Source organism: Lactobacillus sp. B4005 (assembly GCF_026536045.1).
GTDB lineage: Bacteria > Bacillota > Bacilli > Lactobacillales > Lactobacillaceae > Lactobacillus > Lactobacillus panisapium.
On record NZ_JAFNOZ010000002.1, the window covers coordinates 105,154 to 128,869 of the forward strand.

Annotated in this window: 27 protein-coding genes; 8 read left to right on the forward strand and 19 right to left on the reverse strand. The window is 37.5% G+C overall.

Annotated features, from left to right (window positions below; all coding sequences use genetic code 11):
- Positions 1-31: 31 nt before the first annotated feature.
- The 3 genes from J3U73_RS04870 to J3U73_RS04880 are packed head-to-tail and all read right to left on the reverse strand — an operon-like array spanning position 32 to position 1,902.
- A complete protein-coding gene (locus J3U73_RS04870) occupies positions 32-1,129 on the reverse strand; it encodes a PTS fructose transporter subunit IIC (RefSeq protein ID WP_220220042.1) in 1,098 nt (365 codons plus the stop codon).
- Position 1,130: 1 nt separating this feature from the next.
- Positions 1,131-1,448, reverse strand: a complete 318-nt coding sequence (locus J3U73_RS04875; RefSeq protein ID WP_220220043.1) for a PTS fructose transporter subunit IIB — start codon at positions 1,446-1,448, stop codon at positions 1,131-1,133.
- Between the two features lie 4 nt (positions 1,449-1,452).
- Positions 1,453-1,902, reverse strand: a complete 450-nt coding sequence (locus J3U73_RS04880; protein WP_267409763.1) for a PTS sugar transporter subunit IIA — start codon at positions 1,900-1,902, stop codon at positions 1,453-1,455.
- Positions 1,903-2,402: 500 nt separating this feature from the next.
- Between J3U73_RS04880 and J3U73_RS04885 the strand changes: the two genes are divergently transcribed.
- A complete protein-coding gene (locus J3U73_RS04885) occupies positions 2,403-2,903 on the forward strand; it encodes a hypothetical protein (RefSeq protein WP_267409764.1) in 501 nt (166 codons plus the stop codon).
- On the forward strand, positions 2,894-4,177 hold the full coding sequence (locus tag J3U73_RS04890) for a glycosyltransferase family 2 protein (RefSeq protein WP_267392317.1): 1,284 nt from the start codon (positions 2,894-2,896) through the stop codon (positions 4,175-4,177). The genes J3U73_RS04885 and J3U73_RS04890 overlap by 10 nt, the downstream gene beginning before the upstream one ends.
- Positions 4,178-4,317: 140 nt before the next feature.
- Here the strand turns inward: J3U73_RS04890 and J3U73_RS04895 are convergent, their stop codons facing one another.
- The 7 genes from J3U73_RS04895 to J3U73_RS04925 form a co-directional block, all read right to left on the reverse strand.
- Positions 4,318-6,552, reverse strand: coding sequence for a glycoside hydrolase family 3 C-terminal domain-containing protein (locus J3U73_RS04895; protein ID WP_267409765.1), 2,235 nt, complete (start codon positions 6,550-6,552; stop codon positions 4,318-4,320).
- Positions 6,553-6,993: 441 nt separating this feature from the next.
- The gene (locus J3U73_RS04900; RefSeq protein ID WP_267409766.1) at positions 6,994-8,346 is read right to left on the reverse strand and encodes a hypothetical protein; all 1,353 of its coding nucleotides are present in this window, start codon (positions 8,344-8,346) and stop codon (positions 6,994-6,996) included.
- Between the two features lie 30 nt (positions 8,347-8,376).
- A complete protein-coding gene (locus J3U73_RS04905) occupies positions 8,377-8,637 on the reverse strand; it encodes a SemiSWEET family transporter (RefSeq protein WP_220268359.1) in 261 nt (86 codons plus the stop codon).
- Between the two features lie 195 nt (positions 8,638-8,832).
- The gene (locus J3U73_RS04910; RefSeq protein WP_220268360.1) at positions 8,833-9,906 is read right to left on the reverse strand and encodes a S66 family peptidase; all 1,074 of its coding nucleotides are present in this window, start codon (positions 9,904-9,906) and stop codon (positions 8,833-8,835) included.
- A 255-nt stretch (positions 9,907-10,161) separates the two neighbouring features.
- Positions 10,162-11,031 (reverse strand): DUF4097 family beta strand repeat-containing protein, encoded by an 870-nt coding sequence (locus tag J3U73_RS04915; protein WP_267409767.1) that lies wholly within the window; start codon positions 11,029-11,031, stop codon positions 10,162-10,164.
- Between the two features lie 2 nt (positions 11,032-11,033).
- Positions 11,034-11,678, reverse strand: coding sequence for a DUF1700 domain-containing protein (locus J3U73_RS04920; protein WP_220268362.1), 645 nt, complete (start codon positions 11,676-11,678; stop codon positions 11,034-11,036).
- The gene (locus J3U73_RS04925; RefSeq protein WP_220268363.1) at positions 11,675-11,986 is read right to left on the reverse strand and encodes a PadR family transcriptional regulator; all 312 of its coding nucleotides are present in this window, start codon (positions 11,984-11,986) and stop codon (positions 11,675-11,677) included. The genes J3U73_RS04920 and J3U73_RS04925 overlap by 4 nt, the downstream gene beginning before the upstream one ends.
- Before the next feature lie 192 nt (positions 11,987-12,178).
- Here J3U73_RS04925 and J3U73_RS04930 point away from each other — a divergent pair, with 192 nt between their 5' ends.
- The 4 genes from J3U73_RS04930 (at position 12,179) to J3U73_RS04945 (ending at position 15,149) form a co-directional block, all read left to right on the forward strand.
- Positions 12,179-12,451: an autorepressor SdpR family transcription factor gene (locus tag J3U73_RS04930; protein ID WP_103752405.1), complete on the forward strand. Its 273-nt coding sequence runs from the start codon at positions 12,179-12,181 to the stop codon at positions 12,449-12,451.
- Positions 12,444-13,073, forward strand: a complete 630-nt coding sequence (locus J3U73_RS04935; protein WP_220220052.1) for an SdpI family protein — start codon at positions 12,444-12,446, stop codon at positions 13,071-13,073. Before J3U73_RS04930 ends, J3U73_RS04935 begins: the two co-directional genes overlap by 8 nt.
- 130 nt (positions 13,074-13,203) lie before the next feature.
- On the forward strand, positions 13,204-13,887 hold the full coding sequence (locus J3U73_RS04940) for an ABC transporter ATP-binding protein (RefSeq protein ID WP_220220053.1): 684 nt from the start codon (positions 13,204-13,206) through the stop codon (positions 13,885-13,887).
- Positions 13,884-15,149, forward strand: a complete 1,266-nt coding sequence (locus tag J3U73_RS04945) for an ABC transporter permease (protein ID WP_267409768.1) — start codon at positions 13,884-13,886, stop codon at positions 15,147-15,149. Before J3U73_RS04940 ends, J3U73_RS04945 begins: the two co-directional genes overlap by 4 nt.
- 143 nt (positions 15,150-15,292) lie before the next feature.
- Here the strand turns inward: J3U73_RS04945 and J3U73_RS04950 are convergent, their stop codons facing one another.
- The 7 genes from J3U73_RS04950 to J3U73_RS04980 form a co-directional block, all read right to left on the reverse strand.
- Positions 15,293-15,655 (reverse strand): DUF6176 family protein, encoded by a 363-nt coding sequence (locus J3U73_RS04950; protein ID WP_267409769.1) that lies wholly within the window; start codon positions 15,653-15,655, stop codon positions 15,293-15,295.
- Positions 15,656-15,779: 124 nt separating this feature from the next.
- Positions 15,780-16,175 carry a 30S ribosomal protein S9 gene (gene rpsI / locus J3U73_RS04955; RefSeq protein ID WP_103752400.1) on the reverse strand — a complete coding sequence of 132 codons (396 nt, stop codon included), beginning with the start codon at positions 16,173-16,175 and terminating at the stop codon, positions 15,780-15,782.
- 13 nt (positions 16,176-16,188) lie between these two features.
- Positions 16,189-16,632: a 50S ribosomal protein L13 gene (rplM, locus tag J3U73_RS04960; protein WP_103752399.1), complete on the reverse strand. Its 444-nt coding sequence runs from the start codon at positions 16,630-16,632 to the stop codon at positions 16,189-16,191.
- Positions 16,633-16,732: 100 nt separating this feature from the next.
- A complete protein-coding gene (gene truA / locus J3U73_RS04965) occupies positions 16,733-17,527 on the reverse strand; it encodes a tRNA pseudouridine(38-40) synthase TruA (RefSeq protein ID WP_103752398.1) in 795 nt (264 codons plus the stop codon).
- Entirely contained in the window at positions 17,527-18,324 is a 798-nt protein-coding gene (locus J3U73_RS04970) for an energy-coupling factor transporter transmembrane component T family protein (RefSeq protein WP_267409770.1), read from the reverse strand. Before J3U73_RS04970 ends, truA begins: the two co-directional genes overlap by 1 nt.
- A 4-nt stretch (positions 18,325-18,328) precedes the next feature.
- Positions 18,329-19,174 (reverse strand): energy-coupling factor transporter ATPase, encoded by an 846-nt coding sequence (locus J3U73_RS04975; RefSeq protein WP_267409771.1) that lies wholly within the window; start codon positions 19,172-19,174, stop codon positions 18,329-18,331.
- Positions 19,150-20,001 carry an energy-coupling factor ABC transporter ATP-binding protein gene (locus tag J3U73_RS04980; RefSeq protein WP_267384389.1) on the reverse strand — a complete coding sequence of 284 codons (852 nt, stop codon included), beginning with the start codon at positions 19,999-20,001 and terminating at the stop codon, positions 19,150-19,152. Before J3U73_RS04980 ends, J3U73_RS04975 begins: the two co-directional genes overlap by 25 nt.
- A 474-nt stretch (positions 20,002-20,475) precedes the next feature.
- Here J3U73_RS04980 and J3U73_RS04985 point away from each other — a divergent pair, with 474 nt between their 5' ends.
- Complete coding sequence (locus J3U73_RS04985; protein ID WP_267409772.1) at positions 20,476-20,949, forward strand: hypothetical protein; 474 nt, start codon at positions 20,476-20,478, stop codon at positions 20,947-20,949.
- Between the two features lie 18 nt (positions 20,950-20,967).
- A complete protein-coding gene (locus J3U73_RS04990; protein ID WP_267384393.1) occupies positions 20,968-21,348 on the forward strand; it encodes a hypothetical protein in 381 nt (126 codons plus the stop codon).
- Positions 21,349-22,325: 977 nt separating this feature from the next.
- On the opposite strand, the gene rplQ is transcribed toward J3U73_RS04990, so the two are convergent.
- Both rplQ and J3U73_RS05000 read right to left on the reverse strand, forming a co-directional pair.
- Positions 22,326-22,709: a 50S ribosomal protein L17 gene (rplQ, locus tag J3U73_RS04995; RefSeq protein ID WP_103752394.1), complete on the reverse strand. Its 384-nt coding sequence runs from the start codon at positions 22,707-22,709 to the stop codon at positions 22,326-22,328.
- 25 nt (positions 22,710-22,734) lie between these two features.
- The gene (locus J3U73_RS05000; RefSeq protein WP_103752393.1) at positions 22,735-23,673 is read right to left on the reverse strand and encodes a DNA-directed RNA polymerase subunit alpha; all 939 of its coding nucleotides are present in this window, start codon (positions 23,671-23,673) and stop codon (positions 22,735-22,737) included.
- Between the last annotated feature and the right edge of the window lie 43 nt (positions 23,674-23,716).

A 23,716-nucleotide genomic window follows, 5' to 3' on the forward strand; every position in this document is an offset into this window, starting at 1 on the left:
TTCGTTCCAAACTATAGTTTTTGGTTTCATATTATTGGATATTTAATTCAATATCGTCATCACTCATTGATTCCTCACCAGTTGAGTCTTGATCGGTAAAGTCAGCAATTAATGGTGCAACAATTGCGATAAACAATGCACAAACCAAAATTCCGGCTAAGTAGGCAATAATGTTATCAGCTGTTAAAATGCCTGGCAAACCGCCTAGAGGAGGAATATGTGATTTTACTCCTAAAAATGCACCGGTAGCAGAGCCAAGTGCGCCCCCAATAACATTAACAATAATCAATTGTGGTGCCTTCATCATGAAAGGAATCGCTCCTTCGGTAATGCCGAATGTTCCCATAATGAGGTTGTTGTGGCCCATTTCAAGTAATTCTGGTGAAAAACGCTTCTTTGGCCAAATAAAACTCATGATTGCGTAACCCATTGGAATCGCACAAATTGCAATATTAGTGTAAAGACAAGGTTGGTAAATTCCCTCAATGAAGAAGAAATTACCCACGCCCCAAGCAGCCTTGTTAACTGGGCCACCAAGGTCGACGCCAATCATGCCGCCCATAATAGCAGCTAACAAAATGGCATTAGTCTTTTGCTCTACCATAAACTTAACCCATGAGGTCAGTCCGTTATTAATCCACGCTAGTGGCGGCGTTAAGACCACGCCGACAAAGAGCGCGACCGACCCCACTGTTAAAAGCGGCATTACAATCAATTCGATTGCTGAATTCCATTTGTCAGGGACCTTAATCTTGCGGCACCAACGTGCTACATAACCTGCAATTAAGCCGGCTGCAATCGCACCAATAAAACCTAATTGGTTATTGGTTGCAAGCTGTCCGCCGATAAAACCCGCACCTAGGGCAGGCTTATCACCTAAGGCATAGGCAATATAACCTCCGATAACCAGGTTAACTAAGCCAATTCCAATCCAACCCACTTGGTTGATTTGATACAAAAAATGGAAAAAGCCTTGTGTTTTCGCAAACTTCGATAAGTCACCATAGCCAAAACACATCCCAATTAACTGCGGGACACCAACAACGAGAGCACCACCAATGACCGTAGGGATCATGTAGGAGATCCCACTCATGATGGCTCCTTCCCATTCCTTCAAAATCCGTTTCATTTTAGTTCTCCTTTTGAACTGCAGCCGCACACTTTTTCAAAACGGCCTTTGGCGCTTTAATACAAGTATTAATGTCAACTCGAATAACTGGCTTCCCCTCAAAACGCTCCATGCTAGTAATCTTTTGATCAGAAGCAATTAAGACAAAGTCTGCTGCATTAGCCTCATCTTGCGTGATTGGGTTAACTGGGCCCATCATTCCTTGTTGTTCAATTCTGACATTCCAGCCGAGTTCAGTACCGGCTTTTTCCAATGCCTTAGCAGCCATTGGTGTATGTGCTAGTCCTGCAGGACAAGCAGAAACTCCTACTACATTCATCTTGCTATTCTCCAATCTTTTGGTTAATAAAATCTGCTATTGCTTTCCTGGAAGTTAACTCCCGTAATTTGACCTTAAAGTCATCTTCAAGCAATGCTGTCGACAGGTTGGCCAACATCTTTAAATGCTCATCACCCGCATTTTCAGGTGGGACCATTAAGGTAAAAATATCGCTGACTGGTTGATCATCATAGGTCTGCCAGTCAATTGGCTGCGTCAACCTAAAATATAAGAACCCAGGTTTTAACACAGCAGCTGTTTTGGCATGTGGAATGGCAAAGCCGTCTTCTAATCCCGTTGAGAATTCCTTTTCCCGTTCTAAAAAACTGCGTTTTAATTCACTGACATCAGCAGTAAAGCCAGCATCTTTAGCTGCTTTGGCGGCAAACTCTAAAAAAGAAGCAACGCTTTGTTCATCGACATCCAAAAACACGTCATTGGCGGTAAATTTCATTACTATTTTTCACTTCCATTCTTTGTAACCCTTTACAATGATTAATACTAAACTGAAACGCTTACTTTGTAATTACTGCTTATTTCCATTTAAAATGGAAAAATAATATTTACCATAATGCCTTTAAGTCGCAAAATGCTTGCTAGTGCGGCTTTTAGCCCGAATTATTTTTGATAGTTGAACGCTTAAAAAACCAGCATATATATCAGCTGATTCTTACTTGTTAAACAATTATTGGCTTTTAGACATACCAAAAAGCCCCTGTTTAAAAGCACAGGGGCAAAATCAATTAATGCTAAAAAGAAGTTTGGCTTGCTTTTTGCCATAAAGGACATTTGGCTACTCAGATGATTAAGGTAAACTAAAGTCCTTTACCAAATAACAACCTTTATTGAGAATATCTTAAGCTAAGGTTCCTAATTTGAATTATTTTGGGCAAGCTAATAAAGTAGAAAACGCGCTTTTCAGGCCTAATAATTGTTTCGACGGAGGAGAAAGCATTGAATCACAAAAACAAAATCGAATTGGTCGAAGATGACTATTTTAATTCAACTAATTGGCAGCTTAAAGCAAAGCAAACTGCTATTGCGTTAGTTGGTTGGCTTGGCGTTATTTTGCCATTTTTCTTTTTGATGTTGCCCTTATGGCTCCCGCAGGCAAGACATGCACTGCCATTTAACTATTATCATCAGATTATCATTCCACTAAAATTTCTCGCGCGCTTTTTTAATGGTTATTTTGTTTTTATTGCTCTTTTATATTTTAGTCTGACTGAGTGGAACAATTACCGGTTTTCGTCAACTTGGACCCGCCGAGTCGCGATTAATACTCACAGATGTGATGTTCGAAAAGAGTTAATTGAAAATGCCTGGACAGATAAATTTGGTAATTTACAAAAACGGCAGCAAGACAGTTTTTATACCGTAAAAAAGCAACAGAATCTTGAGCCTTACTTTGCCCAGCTATTATTTGTCAAAGGAGACGATCATCAGTGTACTTAACATGGCTTAATTTCAAAATTGTTCCGCAATTTTTGTTTTTGATTTTAGTTTCCTACCCAATTTTAGGGGGCCTAGCCTGGTTTATCGGTGGTTTATGCTATAAATATGTTTTTCAAAATAAAAGAAAGAAATTTGCCATGATTCCACCGGAAAAAGAACCGATGATTACAATCATGATTCCCGCCCATAACGAAGAAGTTTCGCTGGCAGAAACCATTCATTACCTCCTAACCCAGCTTAACTACACCAACTACGAATTATTGGTGATTGATGACGGCTCAACTGACCAGACGCCGACCATTCTCGCCAAATTGCAAAAGCAATACGCTAAGCTGCGCGTCATTCGGCTAGAACAAAATCATGGTAAGGCTCATGCATTTAACGTTGGATTAGCATTTGCTCGAGGAGATTTGGTTCTCAGTAACGATGCAGATACGATTCCTGAACCAGATGCGCTGAAACGTTATGTCAATTATTTTAATAGTCCCGAGGGGCAAAATATTGCCGCAGTAACTTCTAACGTAGAGGTGCGCAATCGGACCAAGCTGATTACCAAGTCAATCACGGTTGAATTTTCCAGTATCGTCGGTATCATTAAACGCGCGGAAATGGGCGTGTTTGGCAGTATCTTTGCTTATAGTGGTGCTAACACGATGTACCGAAAGAGTGCTTTGATGGATGTCGGGCTTTTTCGGCAAGATCGGGCAACCGAAGACATTAGCATTGCGTGGGATCATCAGCTCAACAACTGGCTCGCAGTTTTTGCACCTGATATAATCTCCTACACCTTAGTGCCAGAAAATTTGCGTGATTTATACCATCAGCGTAAGCGCTGGGCCAAAGGTGGGACTGAAGTTTGGTTGACCAATCTCTTACGAGTTTTGCGCCACCCACTTAAAAATTTAGGTGAAGTGCTAATGCTTTTTGACCAAACCCTGAGCATTTGCTGGGCATTCTTCTTCTGGATTTCTACCGCCATCTTTGCAGTTTTAGCAACTAGCGCTTTACTTACGCAAAATTGGTCCTCTTTAGCTTATTTATGTTTCTCGGCCTTGATCCTAATTAGCTTTGAAATGCTTGCCGGAATTATGCAATTAGTAACGGCATTGGTAATTGATAAACGCGGAAATAAGATTGAGTACCTGCTATTTGCACCAATCTATTTATTATGTCTATGGGTTATCAACACCATAACGATTATTACCACCTTCATCCCCGCGGTTAAAACGATTATGGGTCACGGGTCTGGCACCTGGGTCAGTCCATCGCGGTAAAGTAAATAAGTAATATTTGGCTAATTTATCATACTCGGGCATCATATGGACTGCCTTCCAAAATAAAATTTCGACATATACTAAAAAAACACATTCTGATAAGATCTCAGGATGTGTTTTTTAGATGAATAAATTATGTACTAACTATTTTTGTTTTGAACCAGTTTTAAAAATGTTTCAATCTGCTGCATACTGGCTCCAAGCATTACCAAAGCTCGTAGTGGCATGTTTTCTAACAATTCAGCATTACTATCTGACTGTAAAATTTGATCAATACTGCTCTGCAAACCGGCTTTTGCCAAAGCGTTTTTTAAATCAGAACGGTAAATTATATCCTTCAAATAGGTATTTAAATTTATCGTTTTTGAAGGTTTAGTCCCAATCTCTAATTGGATTCTTTGACGCAATTCAATTTGGCGAGAAGATTTTCCTACTCGAATTTCATATTCTCCTTGGTCTGTCTGCCAAGCAGAGTTTTGTTTATTATACCAAGCAAAATTAGGCCGTGTAAGCTTTAGTTGAACCGTTTTACTTTCACCTGGTTGCAAGTAAACTTTAGAAATGCCTTGTAATTCTTGAACAGGCATTTCGACAGCACTTACTAAATTACGCACATATAATTGCGCAATTTCCTGACCTGCAACTTGACCGGTATTTTGAATGTCAAATTCTACACTCACTTGATCGCTAGTATTTTGAATCACCAAATTACTATATGTGAAGGTTGTGTAGCTTAATCCATAGCCAAATGGATAATTAACTGCTTTCTTCTTTAAATCATAATAACGATAACCGACAAAAATACCTTCATGATAATTTTCCTGGGTTTTGCTAGCGTTAAAAGTGCCATAAGTCGGATTATCTTCTAATCGAATTGGAAAAGTCTCAGCTAATTTACCAGAAGGATTAGTGGCACCTGTCAAAATATTCCAGGTTGCCTCACCAACAGCCTCTCCAGCTAAATAAGTCTCCAAAATTGCAAGTGCTGAATCTCGCCAAGGCATTGTTACGACGGAACCGTTTTGTAAAACGACAATCAAATTAGGATTAACTTGCGCCAATTGCTCAATTAGTGCAACTTGATTATCGGGCAAATCAAGTGTTTCTTTATCGAAACCTTCTGATTCATCTTGCTCAGGCACTCCTGCAAAGAAAATTACTTTATCATTTTCCTGAGCCAACTTAATAGCGGCATTAACTAATTCCTTATCGGGTTTATTCGTATTTAAACTATAACCTGGAGCATAATCAAAGTCGTAATCACTTTGTTGTGCAGCATCTAACGGGGCTACAACACGATAAGAGTTAACGTGCGAACTACCACCACCCTGATACCGTGGAGTTTTTGCCAAAGCGCCAATTAGTGCAACATGATCATTTTTTTGTAGTGGCAAAATTTGATGCTCATTTTTCAACAAAACCAAACTATCCTCAGCCGCCTGCCGCGCAAAATCGTGCTGCTCTGCTTTATCATAGGAACTTGAATGAACGGTTTGTGAATTTACATATTTTTCGACTAGATGCAATACACGCAAAGCTGCTGTATCTAAGACTGATTCTTCTAATTGACCATTTTGCACTGCTGTCACAATTTGGTGAACAGAATCCTTTCCATTGCCGGGCATTTCTAAGTCTAAGCCAGCATTAAGAGCAGCTACATGATCGGCTACCGCTCCCCAGTCAGACATCACTGCACCTTGGAAGCCCCATTCATTACGTAGAATTTGCGTCAGTAAACGATGGTTTTGAGAGTTTAAAACACCATTAAGTTCGTTATAAGAACACATCAGAGTTGCAGGCTGCGCTGTTTTGACAATTTTTTCAAACGCTTTCAAATATATCTCACGCAATGTTCGCTCATCAATATTGGAAGACGCTGTAAATCGTTGATTTTCACGGTTATTAGCAGCAAAGTGTTTAACACTAACGCCTACTTTTTGACTTTGCACTCCTTGAACATAGCTACTGCCTAATTCTCCAGCTAAATATGGATCCTCAGAAAAATATTCAAAATTTCTGCCAGCTAAAGGAGAACGCTTAATATTAACTCCAGGGCCCAATAAAATACTAATATTTTCTGCTTTAGCCGCTTGACCCAAGTTTTGTCCTAATTTAAATAACATAGACTTATCAAACGAGCAAGCCGTTAAAGCAGCTGTGGGAAAGCATACAGCTTCAACACTTCCATTTAAACCTAAAGCATCCGCACCTTCAGCCTGTTTTCTTAAACCTGATGGCCCGTCAGTCATCATTATTGAAGGTATTTCACGCTTTTTATTATCTGCAGTATACCAATAATTTTTGCCCGTTACTAATGCTGCTTTTTCAGTAAGCGTTAAATTTCTTACAAAAGACAAATTAAATTTACTACTCATAACTATTACCTTAACTTTTTATTAAAAATATCAATATTAACTAATTAAAATTATTCTTCCTTAGATATTCAGCTAGAAATATCTAACTAGATTTTAATTGCTACTTACGCTTTAAAATTAATTCGATAAATCAATTTTTGTAAGTTGTTTATATTATAACAGCCATTGCCTCATTAGATACATAAATAATATTAAAAATGAAGAATAAGTAAAGCTATTAATGATATTATAACATTACACGAATAGTTTTGCTGCTTTTTTGATATTATAAAGTTTAAGTTAAACTGAACAAATTTTAGATTTATCCAGCAACAATATATCTGTAATCAAATAAGAGAAAAAATATACAAAATACACGATTCCGATACATTTAGCGGGATCGTGTATTAACTTAAATAACCAGTTTTTACTTTCTATTCAATTGAAACTCTTCAAGAAAAATTATGCATGTATTTCTGTCTTAATCTTAACGATTGCCGCCAAACTATCAGCTATTTCACGCCAATTATCTTGATAAGGACCATAAGCTGTATGAATTAAACTGCCTACTGGCAATGAAGGACATTCATTTTCAGCATTTGTGCCCCAATTTTGCCAACCAGATTGCGGCCGTTGAACGATTTGAAATGCGCTTGCAGCCTGATCTGTTTGCCAGATCATTGCTTGGCCAGTTTTGGTATTAATTTCGGCACTCTTAGTAGCCGGACCAGCAAAAATCGTTTGGTCAGAAACGGAACTGACGTTAACCGGATCAGAGCTATACAACCAGGGCCGATTATTTAGCTCCGCCAACACAAAGGCCTTTTGACGCACATCTTGCAGGTTAGTTTCAATTTCATCTGGTGTCAATGCGTTTTCCCATACAGAAAACAACCGCCAATATAAATCCCAATGAGCATTTTCCATGTTATCAGTCAGTTGCTTACGGAAATTTTCAAACCTGGTAGATCTTTTTTGACTGTCATGCACTAACTCTTGCACTTTTTTCGCCAATTGGCCGGAATATGGATCACCTTCACGGTACCAAACACCGTCATATGCGGCAAACCGATCAAAAACTAGTTGACCAATGCCACTTTCAAATTCATCACCAACGGTAATCTTATCAACGATTGACCGGTTATTAACAGTGGTCTGAAAATGATCAACCTGATATGTTCTCGAAAAGAAAGGAACATTATAGTAAAAAGACCAGTCCAAAGCAAAACGCTTACCATGAAGTTCAGGTTTTAGCCCATCCGGTATGCGTCCAGATAAACGATACTTCTTCATTACCGGACCATCTTCGATTGGCTCAATATCAACTATGATATGCTCGGCAGGATTAATTAAGCCGTTATCCGGCGTAAAGAAGGGCCCATAAAAGCCACCGATGGCATTGTTACCAGAAGGAAGTAAATCTTTCTTTTCATCAACTGCCATGAAATGTCGCAAGCCCCATTTTGATGAGCCCTCTCCCATAGCGGTTCCACGGCAAAGCTCAAAGTCAAATTTACCCGTATTCAGATGCACATACGCATCTTTTTCCTGAGCAGTTTTTATTTCTTTGATTCCCTTGACTTGATCCACGCTTATTTCGTGATCAAAGGTTAATTCTTCTTGAGCGCCCGCAAACGTAACTACTGCTACAAAATTATTTTTTTCATCATGATATAACCGCTGCGCTACTATTGTTTCTCCCTTACTATTTTTTGTTACCCAATAATCGCCCTTAATTTCAGCAGGTAATTTAAATTTAACAGGTAGCGGAATTTTGCTGCCATTTTGAGGATTAAAAATTTTAACTTTAACCATAGCTTTCCTTTCATTTTAATGATTTGTGACTTACAAAGCGGTGAAAAATGCAATTAAACCAAAAATTACACCAGCGGCATTGCACAGAGCTAAAGGAAGGTCACGATCTTTTTTAAAAAGAGCATAGATTACCCATAAAAAAGTGTTGATGGCCGTTGCTAAAGGTTGTATTGGACTACCTTTAATTCCTCTTATATTGTTAAAAATTTGCGGTATATATGCAACATACATAATGATTGCCGTAATCGAAGCAATCCATCCTAGCGTATTCATAAATTTATCAATTTTCATCAACTTTACCTCCTATCTATATGAATAGCCTAGCATTAAGCGATCGCTTTCACAAAGATTTGAAGTCGCAGATGAAAAAAATTTATGTTGGTGGAGTTACCAGGTTTTCTACAGCAGCCGTGGCACGATTTTTATATAAATGAAGGTTAAAACATGTGAACCTTTATTTAATGACCTAGCATAAAAGGAATTATACTAAGCAAACCACGGTTCTAGAATCCGTAAGCCCGCTTGCTCGCAATCAATTTCGGCAGTAGCACCGTATGGCAGGACCGTATGCGGATAGGCATGACCAAAGTTGACGTTATATAAAATCGGTGTTTGGTAGTCCGCGGTTGCAGCCAGTAATTCTTGCTGATATTCTGAAAAATATTTTTTATTCTGCGGCTTACCGACTAAAATACCACTGACACTGGGTAAAATTCCCACCTTATCAAGCTTAGCTAATTTTTCACGGAAAAGAGCGGGCTCAGGCTGTTCTTCGCATGTTTCGATAAACAACAGCTTTCCCTTGGCTTCATCGGGCGAAAGCAATAGATGGTAGTGGGAAATAACTTCAGGTTCATCAGGATAGCGATCATCACCTAAATCATCGGCTAGGCTGTCAAGACAGCCACCCCAAAGTTGGCCTTGAATCTTACCTTTGCCGCGTAAAATTTTGTAGCCTGTATCAGGATGACTCACGCGAGCTTGGCCCAATTGGGTCGGAGAAAAATCCGTTCGCTCTTCATACCAAGTTGTGCTAGCGGGGATGTCCGTTATTGGCGGATTAGTAAAAAAGTGGGCAATCGTTTTTGCAGTATACGGCAACATGTCATTATCTAGTTCAGCAAAATCGTTTAAAAAGCTAATGCCGTAGAAGCTCTGCATCCCTAACCGATAAAACAGCAGATGATCATTAGTAGTGTCCGAATAACCGGTAAACAGCTTCGGATGATCTACTACCGCTTGTTTAAATTCTTCGTCTTCCAGCAAATAAGGTAGAATTCGGTAAGTGTCATCGCCCCCAATTGCAGCAACAATGCCTTTAATGTTAGGAGTTAGAAAGGCCTCTTTCAGATCCGCTGCCCTTTTTTCCGGATGATTTCTTACATAATCAATTCCCTTAAGAGCGTGTGGCATAAAAACTGGTTTTAAGCCGAGTTCTTCAATTCGCCTCTTGCCCAGCTTAAGTTGGTGTGCGGCAAAATCCTCTCCTAGCGTTCCCATTGATAAGCTAACAATAGCAATTTGGTCTCCTTGGTTTAGACGGTGCGGTTTTTTTAACATCTAGTATCTCCTGTTGGTTAACTAACAGACCAAGCATAAGCAATAGAACTAAACTACAATAATTATTGAATAAGGTAACCACAAGAATTACCGTGCATCTAGTTTTTTCTAATTCAGGGTCTCGTTTTAATAGCTGAGCGAATAAATCATAGTCCAATTTAATTGAGTTAAAAATCCTAGTAAATTTCGATTTGCTTGATTAATTAAAATACTCAAATTGGCTAGCTATATAAAATATGCTTTTTTTAATTCTTGTTACTTAATCGCTATCGTTCCATCAAGATTTTTAACATAAAGCGAGTTTTTACCAGCTACTCTTTTAGCAAAATGATTACGTGGCTTTAAGTTATGATAATAAATTCCCTCCGAATTTGAAATTAGTTTATAAGATAATTTAGAGGCATTCTTGATGATTATATCACCACCTTTTTTCATTTCAATGGAGTTATTACCAAGTAACTCGGAATTTGTGATTGTTGCATTACCACCAACAGTCCTAGCATTAGTATTAATAATACTATTAGCAATAGAAAGATTACCAGAATTAATGTCAATATCGCTATTAGTTATTTTAGAACGATCAATGTCAATTTTACCCCTTTGGGTAGCGGCTAAATTCGCACTATTAGTAGTCAGCTGGTTAGCAACCAATCGCCCATTAGCAGTAATCATGCTGACAAAGTCACCAGAATAATTATTGATCTCAGCATTGCCTGACGCACTTCCCACGACAAGTGCGCGTAATTTCAGCTTTTTAGGGATAATAACTTGAACATTGTTATTAATTTTCTTCCAAACAATCCCCTTTAATGGTGGTTCTCCAACAATCAACTTTCTGCCAGCGACATGAGCCCTAAGTGCGTATGGGTTATTTGACTTAAACACAATTTTATTTTGCTTTCCTTGGGTTATTTGCACATTTGCTTGATCTAAATTTATTTCTACAATATTAAAATCTGTTCGATTAGTCAGAGTCGTTGTCTGTAAACGATCATTAATTGCCGTGTAGGTAAACGTTTTGCCATTATCAATCACTGGCTTCACGCCATGATTGATTCCTCCAATAATTGCCGTAATTAAACCAATAATGACAACTACCAAACTAGTTCGATAAAACTTCTTCATTTTTATTCCTCGATTCCTGATGTTGATCTCGTTTTAAAGTAATGTCTTTTAAATATTTTTCCACCCAGATAGCGAAAAAGAGTGGCACACCTGGCAAGCAAAAACTGAACAAATTTGCCAATTATTGGTAACAGCATGATGCCAATAGTTGTTAGGGCTAGGCTGAGGCCAACATAGAACATTCCTGTTGCCCAGTTACTACTACACAACAGTCCAAAGGTTTTGACTAGTACAAAAATTCCACCAGTAATGAGTGCCAGGACAAAGGCAACAAAAGCAATGAAAACAGCACAAAAGATTACGAGAACAGCAATCATAACAAAAGCAAAAACTATTGCTAACGGGATGCCAATCGGTGCTGCAAGAACGCCCAATAGAATTAGCCAGATAGTTTTCAAATTAGAATGTGAAGATTTCCTACTTTGCTTAGTTGACTGTGAATCAGCCGAAGCAGAGTAATCAGCTAATACTTTGCGTGCCAGCATTTTAGGTGTGCCTAAATCCTCTATAATTGCTTGTTCAGTTTGAAAATCACCGTCAAGTAAAAATTCATGGTAATAATCAATGACATCTTGACGGTCAGATTCAGGAAGATCCTCTAGCTTTTGATTTAGTTCCTTAATGTAATTCTCAATTATTTTACTCATTTTCTCTCCCCCATCAGATTGTTTAATTTGGTGCTAAAAGCCCACCATTCCTGTTCAATAGTCTCTAATTCCTTTTTTCCAGATGCGGTAATTTGATAATACCGCCGATTACGGCCCTGAAAGGGCTCATCATAAGTAATAACTAAGTTTTCCTTTCTTAATCGTTTCAAGACGGGATAAACAGTTGAATCAGAAATAGCAAAAATCTGTTTAACTTCTTGGGTCAGAGCATAACCGTACAAGTGATTTTGACTAATCAGAGCTAAAACTGCGCCATCAAGGAAACGAGTTTGAATTTGCATTTGCATACTTTTATTTCCTCCGATATTATATTTTATATAATATTCTAAAATGAAAGACCTATTAATGCAAGTACCTTATTTTTTTAAAAGTTTCAGTTTAAAACTTTTACTGTCCCAATAACTTGCTTTCAGTAAAAAAGGTGGTACTATTTAGAAAACTACCTAATTAGATGTTTTTCTAAATAGAAAGGAGAAAAAATGGCTTTTGAAACCAGTTTTAAAGCGTTAGCAGATCCTGTCAGACGTAAGATTTTGCAGTTATTAAAAGCTGGACAGATGTCTGCCGGTGAAATTGCTAGTCACTTTGATATGACACAAGCAACAATTTCTTATCATCTAAACGTTCTTAAAAAAGCTGATTTAATTAGTGAAGAAAAAGAAAAAAACTATATTTATTACTCTTTAAATACTTCCATCATTGAAGAAATCATGACTTGGCTCGTTGATTTGAAAGGAGATCAAGATGAATAAAAAAAGATACCAAAAAACGTTTGTGATTACCTGTTTACTAACGCTTTTACCAATTTTAGTTGGTTTACTGCTATATAATAAATTACCTGCGCGAATGGCAATTCACTTTGGCCTAAATGATAGTCCAAACGGTTTTGCTGCTAAAATTTGGGCAATTTGTGCTATTCCAATCTTAATGTTGCTGTTGCAATTGTTAGTTTTTTATCTCATTGCGCATGAGTCAAAGACAGGTAGTTTAAATTTTAAGATCGTTAACATTACCTTATGGTTTATTCCAATTATTGTTAACGTAACCAGTTATTCAATTTACGCTTTTGCACTCGGCTACCCACTTAAAATGTCATTCGTTTTCAATATTTTGTTTGGATTAATACTGGTTATTTTCGGCAATTACCTGCCAAAAACCAGACCGAATGGTCAAATCGGTTTTCGTCTTCCTTGGACATTGAACAATAATGTTAACTGGCAAAAAACACACCGTCTAGCTGGTTGGCTCATGCTGCTTAGTGGGCTATTTTTATTAGTAACCGCACTTGATCAAACAATGTCCCTTTTTATCATCATTATTCTTATCGATCTTATTGTGCCCATTATCTACTCATACTATTTAAGTAAAAAGTAAGAAGGCACTTGTAAATCTAATAGTAACAGCTATCTACGCTAATCTGTGATTTTTATTAAAAAAGTATTGACTATTAATATACTGAGCTGTATTATATCAATAATACAGTGATCCAAGGAGGAAAGACTAGATGAGTCTACTAGAAACGCGCGAAGTCACACGAACTTATGGCAAAGGTGCCTCTAAGTTCGATGCGCTGCGTGGAATCAGTTTACAAATTAATCAGGGCGAATCAGTTGCCATTATCGGTAAAAGTGGCTCGGGTAAATCAACCTTGATGCATATCATGGCCTTACTTGACCACCCCACTTCGGGTAGCGTTTGGCTTAATGACGAACCAACAGCTAAAATCAAGGCGCGAGACTTGAATAAGTTGCGTAACAAGACTTTTGGCTTTGTATTCCAACAATTTTTTCTTAATGCTCAAGACAGTGTACTCGAAAATGTCATGTTGCCAATGAAAATAGCTGGTATCACGGGGAAGAAAAGGCGTGAAGCTGCCTTAAAGGCAATTAAAGCCGTGGGCCTTGAAAACAAGGCTAATAATAAGGCTAACGCACTTTCTGGTGGTCAAAAGCAGCGGGTCTGCATCGCACGTGCTTTAGTCAATGATCCGCAAATAATTTTTGCTGACGAACCAACTGGTAATCTTGACTCTGGCACTGGTGAAATGGTTGAAAATATTTTATTCAACTTAAATAAAGAAAAAGGAATCACCTTAATTATCGTCACCCACGATCCAGATTTAGCAAACAAGTGTGAACGACAAATTCAAATTAAAGATGGCCAGTTAGTTGAAGGAGGCAAAGAATGAAATTTCGTGATATTTTAAATTCCGCCGCAACTAATTTATGGCATAACAAAGGACGCACTTTTTTAACCATAATCGCGGTGTTAATCGGTGCTTTGACAATTAGTATTACGCTTGGAATCAATACCGGTGTTAACGATTATTTGCATAAGCAAATTGGCAATGTTGGCAATACTGAACAAATGATTATCAGCCCGCAATATTCTAGCAGTGATGGTTCAGGACCACAAAAATACAACTCAAATAAGAGCAGCCACAATGCCGATGGCATGATTAGTAAAAAAGATGTCGCCAAAATCAAGTCTGTCAAAGGGTTAAAAGACGTTAAGGCTCTTAAAGATAGTAACGTTGAGTATGCTCAGGGTAAAAGCAAAACCAAATACCTAATTGATGCTCAAGTGACCTTAGGAATTAAATATGACTTGTTGGCCGGACGTCAAGTTGCTACTCAAGGTCAGGCAAGCGAAATTCTGTTGACTAAAGAGATGGCTAAGGCGTTTGGCTACAAAAACCCACGGCACGCGATTGGTCAACAAATTAATTTGACAGCAATTTCACCTGTGACTAAGAAAAAGGAAAAGATTGCAGCTAAAGTCGTGGGCGTTCGTAACGAAAGCATGGTCAGCAGCGGTCAATCGGTTTATAGCACCGGTTTAAGTGATAAGATTATTGCTGCCAACCAAGCCGGTTTACCTAAAGCACTAAAAGCACGTTACGTTGAAGTTGTAGCCACACCAACAAGTAAGGATGATCAAAAGATTACGGAAATTGAGGACAGGCTCAACAAAAAAGGCTTTGATGCAATGACACTCAAGGAATCGGTTAAACAATTATTCCAAGTCTTTAATGCTGTGACTGGCGTACTGATTTTATTCGGTGCGATTGCACTGATTGCTGCTAGTTTTGGCGTTATCAACACTCTTTACATGTCAGTGCGTGATCGTACGCGTGAAATTGGCTTGATGAAGGCCCTTGGATTAGGCGGCGGAAAAGTCTTCTCAATCTTTAGTTGTGAAGCAATTTTAATTGGCCTGATCGGATCCCTACTTGGCTTGTTAGCGGCAATGGGCATCGGACACGCCATTAATAAAGTTGCGACTACAAGTTTCCTAAAGGGACTAGATGGCTTTACATTGGTACAATTCAATTGGTCAAGCAGTTTGATAATCATTGGTATCATCTGTTTAATTACCTTCTTGGCAGGAACACTACCAGCACGACGGGCAGCTAAACTAGATCCAATTACGGCCCTACGATATGAATAACAAATTCTAAAACAAACAAAAAGTGCGAGAAATTACTCTCGCACTTTTTTGATTCAATTAAAAATTAGTAATTAGGTAAAATAACAGATATTCTCCGCTAACAAAACTAAAATCGGCAGCTGCTTGGGATAAGCAACCTACAATTATTGTTCGGATTGCTTGATTGTCTGCTCAATTAGTGGTGCTAATAAACTTTGTTCAACCACCATATCAACCGGACGATAAGTTTCATCAATGCATTCTTCCCAATATTCTAAATGCTTTTGATCAATATAACTGGTGGAATCTTCAACCGCATTTCCACCTATCCCCTGTATTGAATACCAGTAGAAGTATGTATAACCGTCTGGATTGCTTTCCTTAAAAACCGTTTCAACGTACATTTTTTCACCTGCCATGGTGGCGACAGTATCTTGGTGGTGCTGGTTTAAGAAATCCATCCACTCTTGTGCTGTTTGTTCTTTGCCCTTTTTAATCCGAAAACGTGTTAATTCGATATTTGCCATTTTTTACTACCTTATAAAAAAAGACATCAGTTTAACACTGATGCCTTGAAAACCTGTCTGGAAAAAGAATAAGTAATCCAATAACCAAATAGTTTTATTGATCTGTTCAATAGACGTAAATAAATTAACGCTTACTGAATTGTGATGCCTTACGGGCCTTCTTGAGACCTGGCTTTTTACGTTCAACCATTCTTGGGTCACGAGTTAAGAAGCCAGCCTTCTTTAATGGGCCACGGAAATCTGGGTCTACTTCAAGAAGAGCGCGTGCAATACCTAAACGAATTGCTCCAGCTTGACCTGAGAAACCACCACCATTAACGTTAACCTTAACGTCGTATTGACTGTCAGTTTCGGTTAAAGTCAAAGGTTGTTTTAAATCCTTAACCAAGTTAGGGAATGGGATGTATTGATCAACATCTTTGTTATTAACTGTAATTTTTCCACTGCCTGGTACTAAACGTACACGAGCGACAGCATCTTTACGCCGGCCAGTACCAGCATATGCAACTTGTTGTGCCATTTATAATAACCTCCTAGATTAATTTATTAATGTCCAATTTTTCAGGCTTTTGTGCTTCATGCTTGTGGTCTTCACCAGCATAAACATGCATCTTCATGAATTCTTGGTGACCAAGAGTGTTCTTTGGAAGCATACCTTTAACTGACAATTCAACTAATCTAACTGGGTTGTTGGCAAGTAAGTCACCTGCTGGGGTAGCCTTTAAACCGCCACGGTAAGAAGAGTGGTGATAGTAAATCTTGTCAGTAGCCTTTTTACCAGTTAACTTTAACTTAGCAGCGTTAATAATAATAACGTTGTCGCCAGTGTCAACATTTGGTGTGTATTGAGGTTTGTTCTTACCTCTTAAAATAGTTGCTACTGCAGTAGACAGACGACCTAAAGATACATCTGTTGCGTCAATAACATACCACTTACGTTCAATTTCATTAGGTTTTGCTAATTGTGTAGTACGCAATTTAATTTCCTCCGTTTATACGTTGTTTGAATACAATAAGATTCCGGGGCCTATCGTGGACAAACATACCTAAATAGAATACGTCCTTTTTGCTTAATTGTCAATATAATTCGCTATCTAGGCGATATTTTTTCGGAATATCTTCATAAAAGACGTGATATAAAAACAGGCCGTTGGCTTGTGCCGTTTCTCTGACTTCTTCCCTGTTCTTCGCTTTAATTACTCGGGGTATATCATTGAGCGGTCTTTTACCATTACCGATTTCCAGTAAAGTTGCCACCAAAATTCTGACCATATTGTATAAAAAACCGGAACAAATGAAGTCAAAAATTATTTCATTTTCCTCTTCATCTTTTTGCACATTGACATAATACATTGTGCGAACTTTGTTTTTTATCTGGCCTCCACTAGCGGCAAAACTAGTAAAATCATGTGTTCCTAATAAATCTTTTGCTGCTAGCTGCATTTTTTCCAAGTCAACCGGATAAGGATAATGGCCCGTATAAAAACGCTTGAAGGGATCAACAAAGCGATCTAGGCTAACTCGGTAACGATACCATTTTCCCTTTGCACTATAGCGAACATGAAAGTTTTCATCAACAATTTCACATTCTTTGAAAACAATATCAAGCGGCATGATTGAATTAAGTGCACAAATCATGCGTTCAGGCGGAATTGTTGTCCCCGGATAATCAAAATGAATAACTTGACCGAAAGCATGCACGCCTGCATCCGTTCTTCCCGAACCTTCAACGGCGACTTCGCGACCTTTAGTCATTTTCTTTAACGCAGCTTCAATTGTTCCCTGCACTGTCCGCTGACGAGGTTGCGATTGAAAGCCATGAAAAAGGTGCCCATCGTAGGCAAGTGTCATTTTATACCTTGTGTAATTCATTAATGTGTCCTAAAAATTAATAATAGAGCTGTTAAAACGACGAAATAACCTAAGTTTACTAAATCATATTTTGACCATTTTAAAACTCGGAATTTAGTTCGTCCCTCATCACCGCGATAGCCGCGTGATTCCATTGCTGTTGATAAGTCGATGGCTGTTTCTAATGAACTAATGAATAAAGGAACCAAAAGTGGCGTTATTGCTTTAGCACGTTGAATTAAGCCACCATTATTAAAATCGGCTCCCCGAGAACGCTGTGCGTTCATGATTTTATAAGTTTCATCAAAAAGCGTGGGGACAAATCTTAAGGCAATTGACATTACTAACGCAATTTTATCCACAGGTATCCTAAATAATTTTAAGGGGATTAGCAGCCACTCAATTGCATCTGCAATTTCTAGCGGCATTGTTGTTACGGTCATGACTGTTGAAATTAAAATGATGACAGTGAACCGAATAAAGATAAAAACCGCATTAGTAATACCATAAGTTGAAATGGCAAAAATGCCCCATCGCCAATAAACTTTTCCACCAACAGTAAAAAATAATTGCAAAAAAGAGGTAAATAGGATCAGCCAAATCATTGGTTTGACACCATCCCAAAAGACCTTTGGTTTCAAACCTGTTGCTGCCACTGCAAGTATACTGAAAAGCGTAACAATAATATATGTAATGGGATTATTAGCCAAAAATATTAACAAAATAAAGCAAATTGTTGTTAATAGTTTTCCCCGTGGATCCATCTTATAAACTAGCGAATCTCCGGAAATGTACCGACCAATTAAAATTTTATTCACAAGTTCATCCCCTTAAATTTTGCTCTATTTCTTCTACAAGTTTTTTCTCCGTTAATGGTGGCTGAACAAAATTAAAATTAGTTAATCGTGACGCAAATAGCGATGCCTTAGGCTCCTCAAGATGATGCTTTTTTAACCATGTCCGATCCTGAAAGATTTTTGCCGGACAGTCATGCTTGATCATCTTTCCGTGTTCCATTACCAGAACATCATCCGCATAATCGGCAACATCATCCATATTGTGTGTAACTAAAATTACCGTATGCCCTTCTTGTTGGTATTGTGCAAAAAGATGCATCATCTGTTTGCGTGCCCGTGGATCAAGTCCTGCAGCTGGCTCGTCTAAGCATAAAATATCGGGCTCATAAGCCATTACGCCAGCAATTGCTACCCGGCGCATTTGCCCGCCTGACAATTCAAACGGTGAGCGCTGAGAGATATCATCTAACAAGCCAACTTTTCTTAACCAGATTTTGGCACTTTTCTTTGCCTTTTCGGCACTATAGCCAAAGTTTTTGGGGCCGAAAGCAATATCATCGAGTACAGTACTTTCAAATAATTGTGCTTCAGGAAATTGAAAAACCAAGCTTACGTGCCGTCTTAATTCCTTTAAATCTTTATTGGTAGTTGCAGGCGTAATTGTTGTATTCGCGATTTCAATTTTGCCCTCAGTTGGTTTTAGCAGCGCATTAAAATGCTGCATTAAAGTCGATTTGCCGCTGCCAGTGTGCCCAATAATCGCTGTAAAGGAGCCATCTGCTAGTTCAAAACTCACATCTTCTAGACCTTTTTTTTCAAGCGGCGAGCCGATTGAGTATGTGTAACCTACTTGTTCGAATTTAATTGACATAAGTAATTCACCAACTCTTTTTCTGAATTAATCTTTTGAGGCAGTTTAAGCGAATCGCTGCGTAAATCATCCATTACTTGTTGGAAAAAAGGCACATCAAGGCCAATCTCCCGCAAAAGCTTTACCTGACCGAAAACCTCCGTCGTCGTGCCCTGAGTTAACAGCTTGCCATCGTTCATTACCAAAACGTTATCCGCTTGATTGGCTTCATCAAGGTCATGAGTAATTGCCAAGACCGTCAAGTCGTATTCGTCTTTCATTTGCCGTACAATACTTAAAATCTTATCGCGGCCCTCTGGATCTAACATTGATGTTGCTTCGTCCAAGACGATAATTTTGGGTCTGATTGCCAAAATTCCGGCAATTGCAACACGCTGTTTTTGACCGCCGGAGAGATTAGCCGGCTCAGTATTGGCATATTCACTCATTCCCACCGCTTCAATCGCTTCTGGCACAATTTTAAGCATTTCAGGACGTGGCACACCACGATTTTCCAAACCAAAAGCCACATCATCAGCAACCGTCGCACCAACAAATTGGTTGTCCGGATTTTGAAATACAACGCCAATTTTATCTCTAATGTCCCACACACTGTCATCATCTAGCTTAGTGCCATCGATTTCAATGGCTGAGTCACTGTTTTCATCGGCCACCAGCAAGCCGTTAAGTAAGCGAATAATGGTCGACTTGCCACTGCCATTATGACCAATAATCGAAGTCCACGAACCCCGTTTAATTTCAAAACTGACGTGATCAATCGCAGGTGAGTCGGTCTCAGGATATGTAAAACTGATATTATGAACTTTAATAATACTATCTTTTGCCATGCTCTCACCTTCTTACAAAGTCTTACTCAATTGTACCAAAAAAAGACTCATATAATAAATTATCAACAAAAATAAAATTTTTACGTTGTTCTAAAAACCTTATAGATTTTAAACAACATCAATTTTTCAACGAACTGGTTTTTTATTTCAAAGCAAAACAGGCTTAAAGACTTGCTATTTAGTGATAATACAAATAAGTTGATCAGTGATATTTCCTAATTTAGTAAACTTTAAGAGTTAGTATCACATGTGCTTAACCTCATTAAATCAATTTAATATTTATTTAATTTTATTGTTGTATAAAGTTAATTTATGCTTTATAATAATAGTTGTAATATAATATTTTTATTATCCTGCGTTTCTATTGGTGTATCTCAACATGTTTCGGCAAAAGAGAATATCGAGTCCGAGAACAATTTTGCTATCAATTCAAATGTAAATAAGGATTTGTCTTCACTAGTAGTTAACTATAAAGTGCCTGATAAAGTTCTAAAAAAGGATATGGAGCAGCAAGCTGCTGCAATTATTGAGGAAAATAGCCGAACTAGGACACCAAACTATGTTAATATTACCTATAAAATCGATGGAACAAAATATCCTAGTGCTAAAGGATATGTTGGCAATCAGCCTTCACATGGAACAAGGATTAAAAATTCGTCAGGCGGCTTTTTTTGGTCTACATCTGGAGGCCCTTCAATTTCCGTTGGATCCGGTTTTCCCGGTTTTAGCTTTTCGATAAGTCTTGGTACAGTTGGTCCCTCAGGAGTTTGGGTAAAGGCTCCTAATACAAGAGACTATTTCAAGGTTTACGCTCAGAAAACATATAAAGCTGAAAGACTAGCTTTCTATGGTCACCCGATTAATCATCAAAGTGGACCAAAACAATTTTTGTATTATGGTTACAGAAAACATTGGTACTCTCAAACAGCTTGGGCAGTAGCACAATAGCATTAGGAAATATATATTATGAAGAAAAACTTCTATAAAATCACTACTTTTCTGCTTACTTTTTTACTTACTTTATCATTGTTTTTTTTATTGAAAGCAATTAGAAAACCGCCTTCCGTTTTTGGAGATTTTTCTAACAATTTAAATCCAGGAAATAATGTGAGAATCGCTTTAGGTATACATCAAAAGAGCATATATCGACTGTATTTTAAAGGAACTGAATTTGATCGAGGTATTATAGAAAAATCTAGTGAATATGCATATATTTTAAAAAGTAAAAAAGGTACTAATGGAACCTTGATTTTAACAAGTAGAGATTCGTATTTATATTATCCAAATTTGAAAGATAAGGTAATTATTGTTAAAAAGGTTTCAGATGTGCCAACAATAACAAAATAAAGCGAAGTTTTAATAGACTGGATTCCCATTAAATCGTAGCAGAAAAGTAATTAAACAAATATTAACTTTATTGATATAAAGTTAGGAGTAATAAATCTTAATAATTTCTATCTTTGGACTAAATTCCGATTGTTTATCAGAGTTTAGTCTTTTAATTTGGTCCCTTGCTTATATAATGATCTAAATGGATGTAATAAAAAGCTTTATCAGAATAAGCCTTAATTAAGTCAATCCAAATTTAACAGTATTGATGATTTTGAGTTTACTTTTTAAGGAAAATTTATTACCTTTTCTTGGCTCACATTCTTCAATTTTTTAGTCAAATAAGTCTTGGTACTTATTTTTTAAAATCGGTTTGAAGAGAAAACAGTTAGTTTAAATTTTTAATTTCTGACTCTTTTGAGTAGAATGTGAACTTTAATGAATGCCAAAATGAATTCCCTTATTTACCTCATAAATAATTATTAAATTTATTCTTTAATTACAATTTTAAAGAAACATACTGAAAAAATCATTTTTTATTTACCAGTTACTTATCGAATTATAGTCAGACTATACTTGTTTCAAATAAAAAAATCAATTTGAAACATAACAATTTACTTCTATTAAAAGAAACGTATTAGCTTTTTACCTACTCCAATTATTTTAATATTTTTAAAAAGAGTTCAATCAGAAGATCTTAAATCAAAACTTTTTTGTTTCAACTAAAGTTGCATCTCTTTATATGAGCAAATTCGTGACTTTCACTTAGATAGATATATCCGTTGGTTGCTACACTAAAATTAGGATTCATTCAAAAACAAATATTAAATTCAGGCTGAAACTTTACATTTCAATTGAATTCAGAAAAAAAAATCACCCATGAGGAGGGATAAAATGAATTATCTAAGCTAGACTAAACTTTCGTCATCATCTTAACGCTTATTCTCACTCTCACGGGTAATTCTTAATAGCTATTAAGTTTTGGTTATTCTAACTTAAACCAATTCTAGAATAACCATTGGAGCAGCATCGCCTCGACGAGCTTTTGCTAACTTCAAAATACGGGTGTAACCACCATTACGGTCTTTGTAACGAGGTGCAATATCACTGAAGAGTTTTTGCAATGCTGATTTTACAACAACTGCATCTTTTTCTTCTTGAATGTCAGCAACTTCATTACGAACGTAAGCAGCAGCTTTTCTTCTTGCAGCTAAATCACCACGCTTGCCTAAAGTAATCATCTTTTCGGCAGTTTTGCGGACTTCTTTAGCACGTGTTTCAGTAGTAACAATGCGTTCGTTCATGATCAATTGAGTAGTCATTTCTCTAAGCATTGCTTTTCTATGTGCACTATCGCGACCTAATTTACGGTATGCCATCAGTTTACCTCCTTTTATTTGTTAGTTAATCTTCTTGACGAAGTGAAAGTCCCAAATCAGTTAATTTATTTTTAACTTCTTCTAATGATTTACGTCCTAAATTACGTACACGCATCATATCTGCTTCTGTCTTATCAGTCAGTTCTTGCAGAGTATTAATGCCGGCACGTTTAAGGCAGTTGTATGAACGAACAGATAAATCAAGCTCTTCAATTGTCATTTCGAGCTTCTTCTCTGCAGTATCGTCCTCTTTTTCAACCATAACATCATTGAATTGGGTATTTGCATCAGCAGTTTCAAACACTTTAAAGTGCGCTACCAAAATTTTGGCAGCAAAACTAAGGGCGTCATTAGGCTTGATTGAACCATCAGTCCAAATCTCTAAAGTGAGCTTGTCAAAATCGTCTCTTTTACCAACACGAGTTGACTCAACCTGGTAATTAACTTTTTTAATTGGTGAAAAGAGAGAATCAACCGGAATAACACCAATTGGCATATCTTCACTCTTATTCTCACTTGCGGCAACGTAACCACGGCCATTTTTGACTGCAATCTGCATATGCAAGTGACCACCGTCAGCAATGGTACAAATATATTGATCTGGATTCAGAATTTGAATATCTGAATCGGCTTTCAGATCATCGGCGGTAACAGTAGCTGGACCCTCAACATCTACTTCGATGGTCTTTTGCTCATCTGAAAAAGATTTTAATTCAAGCTTCTTCAGGTTCAAGATAATCTTAGCAACATCTTCTCTAACACCTGGAACAGTGGAGAATTCGTGTAAAACATCATCAATTTGAACATAAACAAGTCCAGTACCTGGAATAGATGTAAGTAAAACTCTACGTAATGAGTTACCTAAAGTAGTACCAAAGCCTCGTTCAAGTGGTTCAATAACAAATTTACCATAAGCCTTCTCTTGGTCCACAACGGTAATATTTGGTTTTTCAAATTCAATCATTACTAGGCCCCTTTCAAAACGCAACGTCCTTCATTAAGAACAA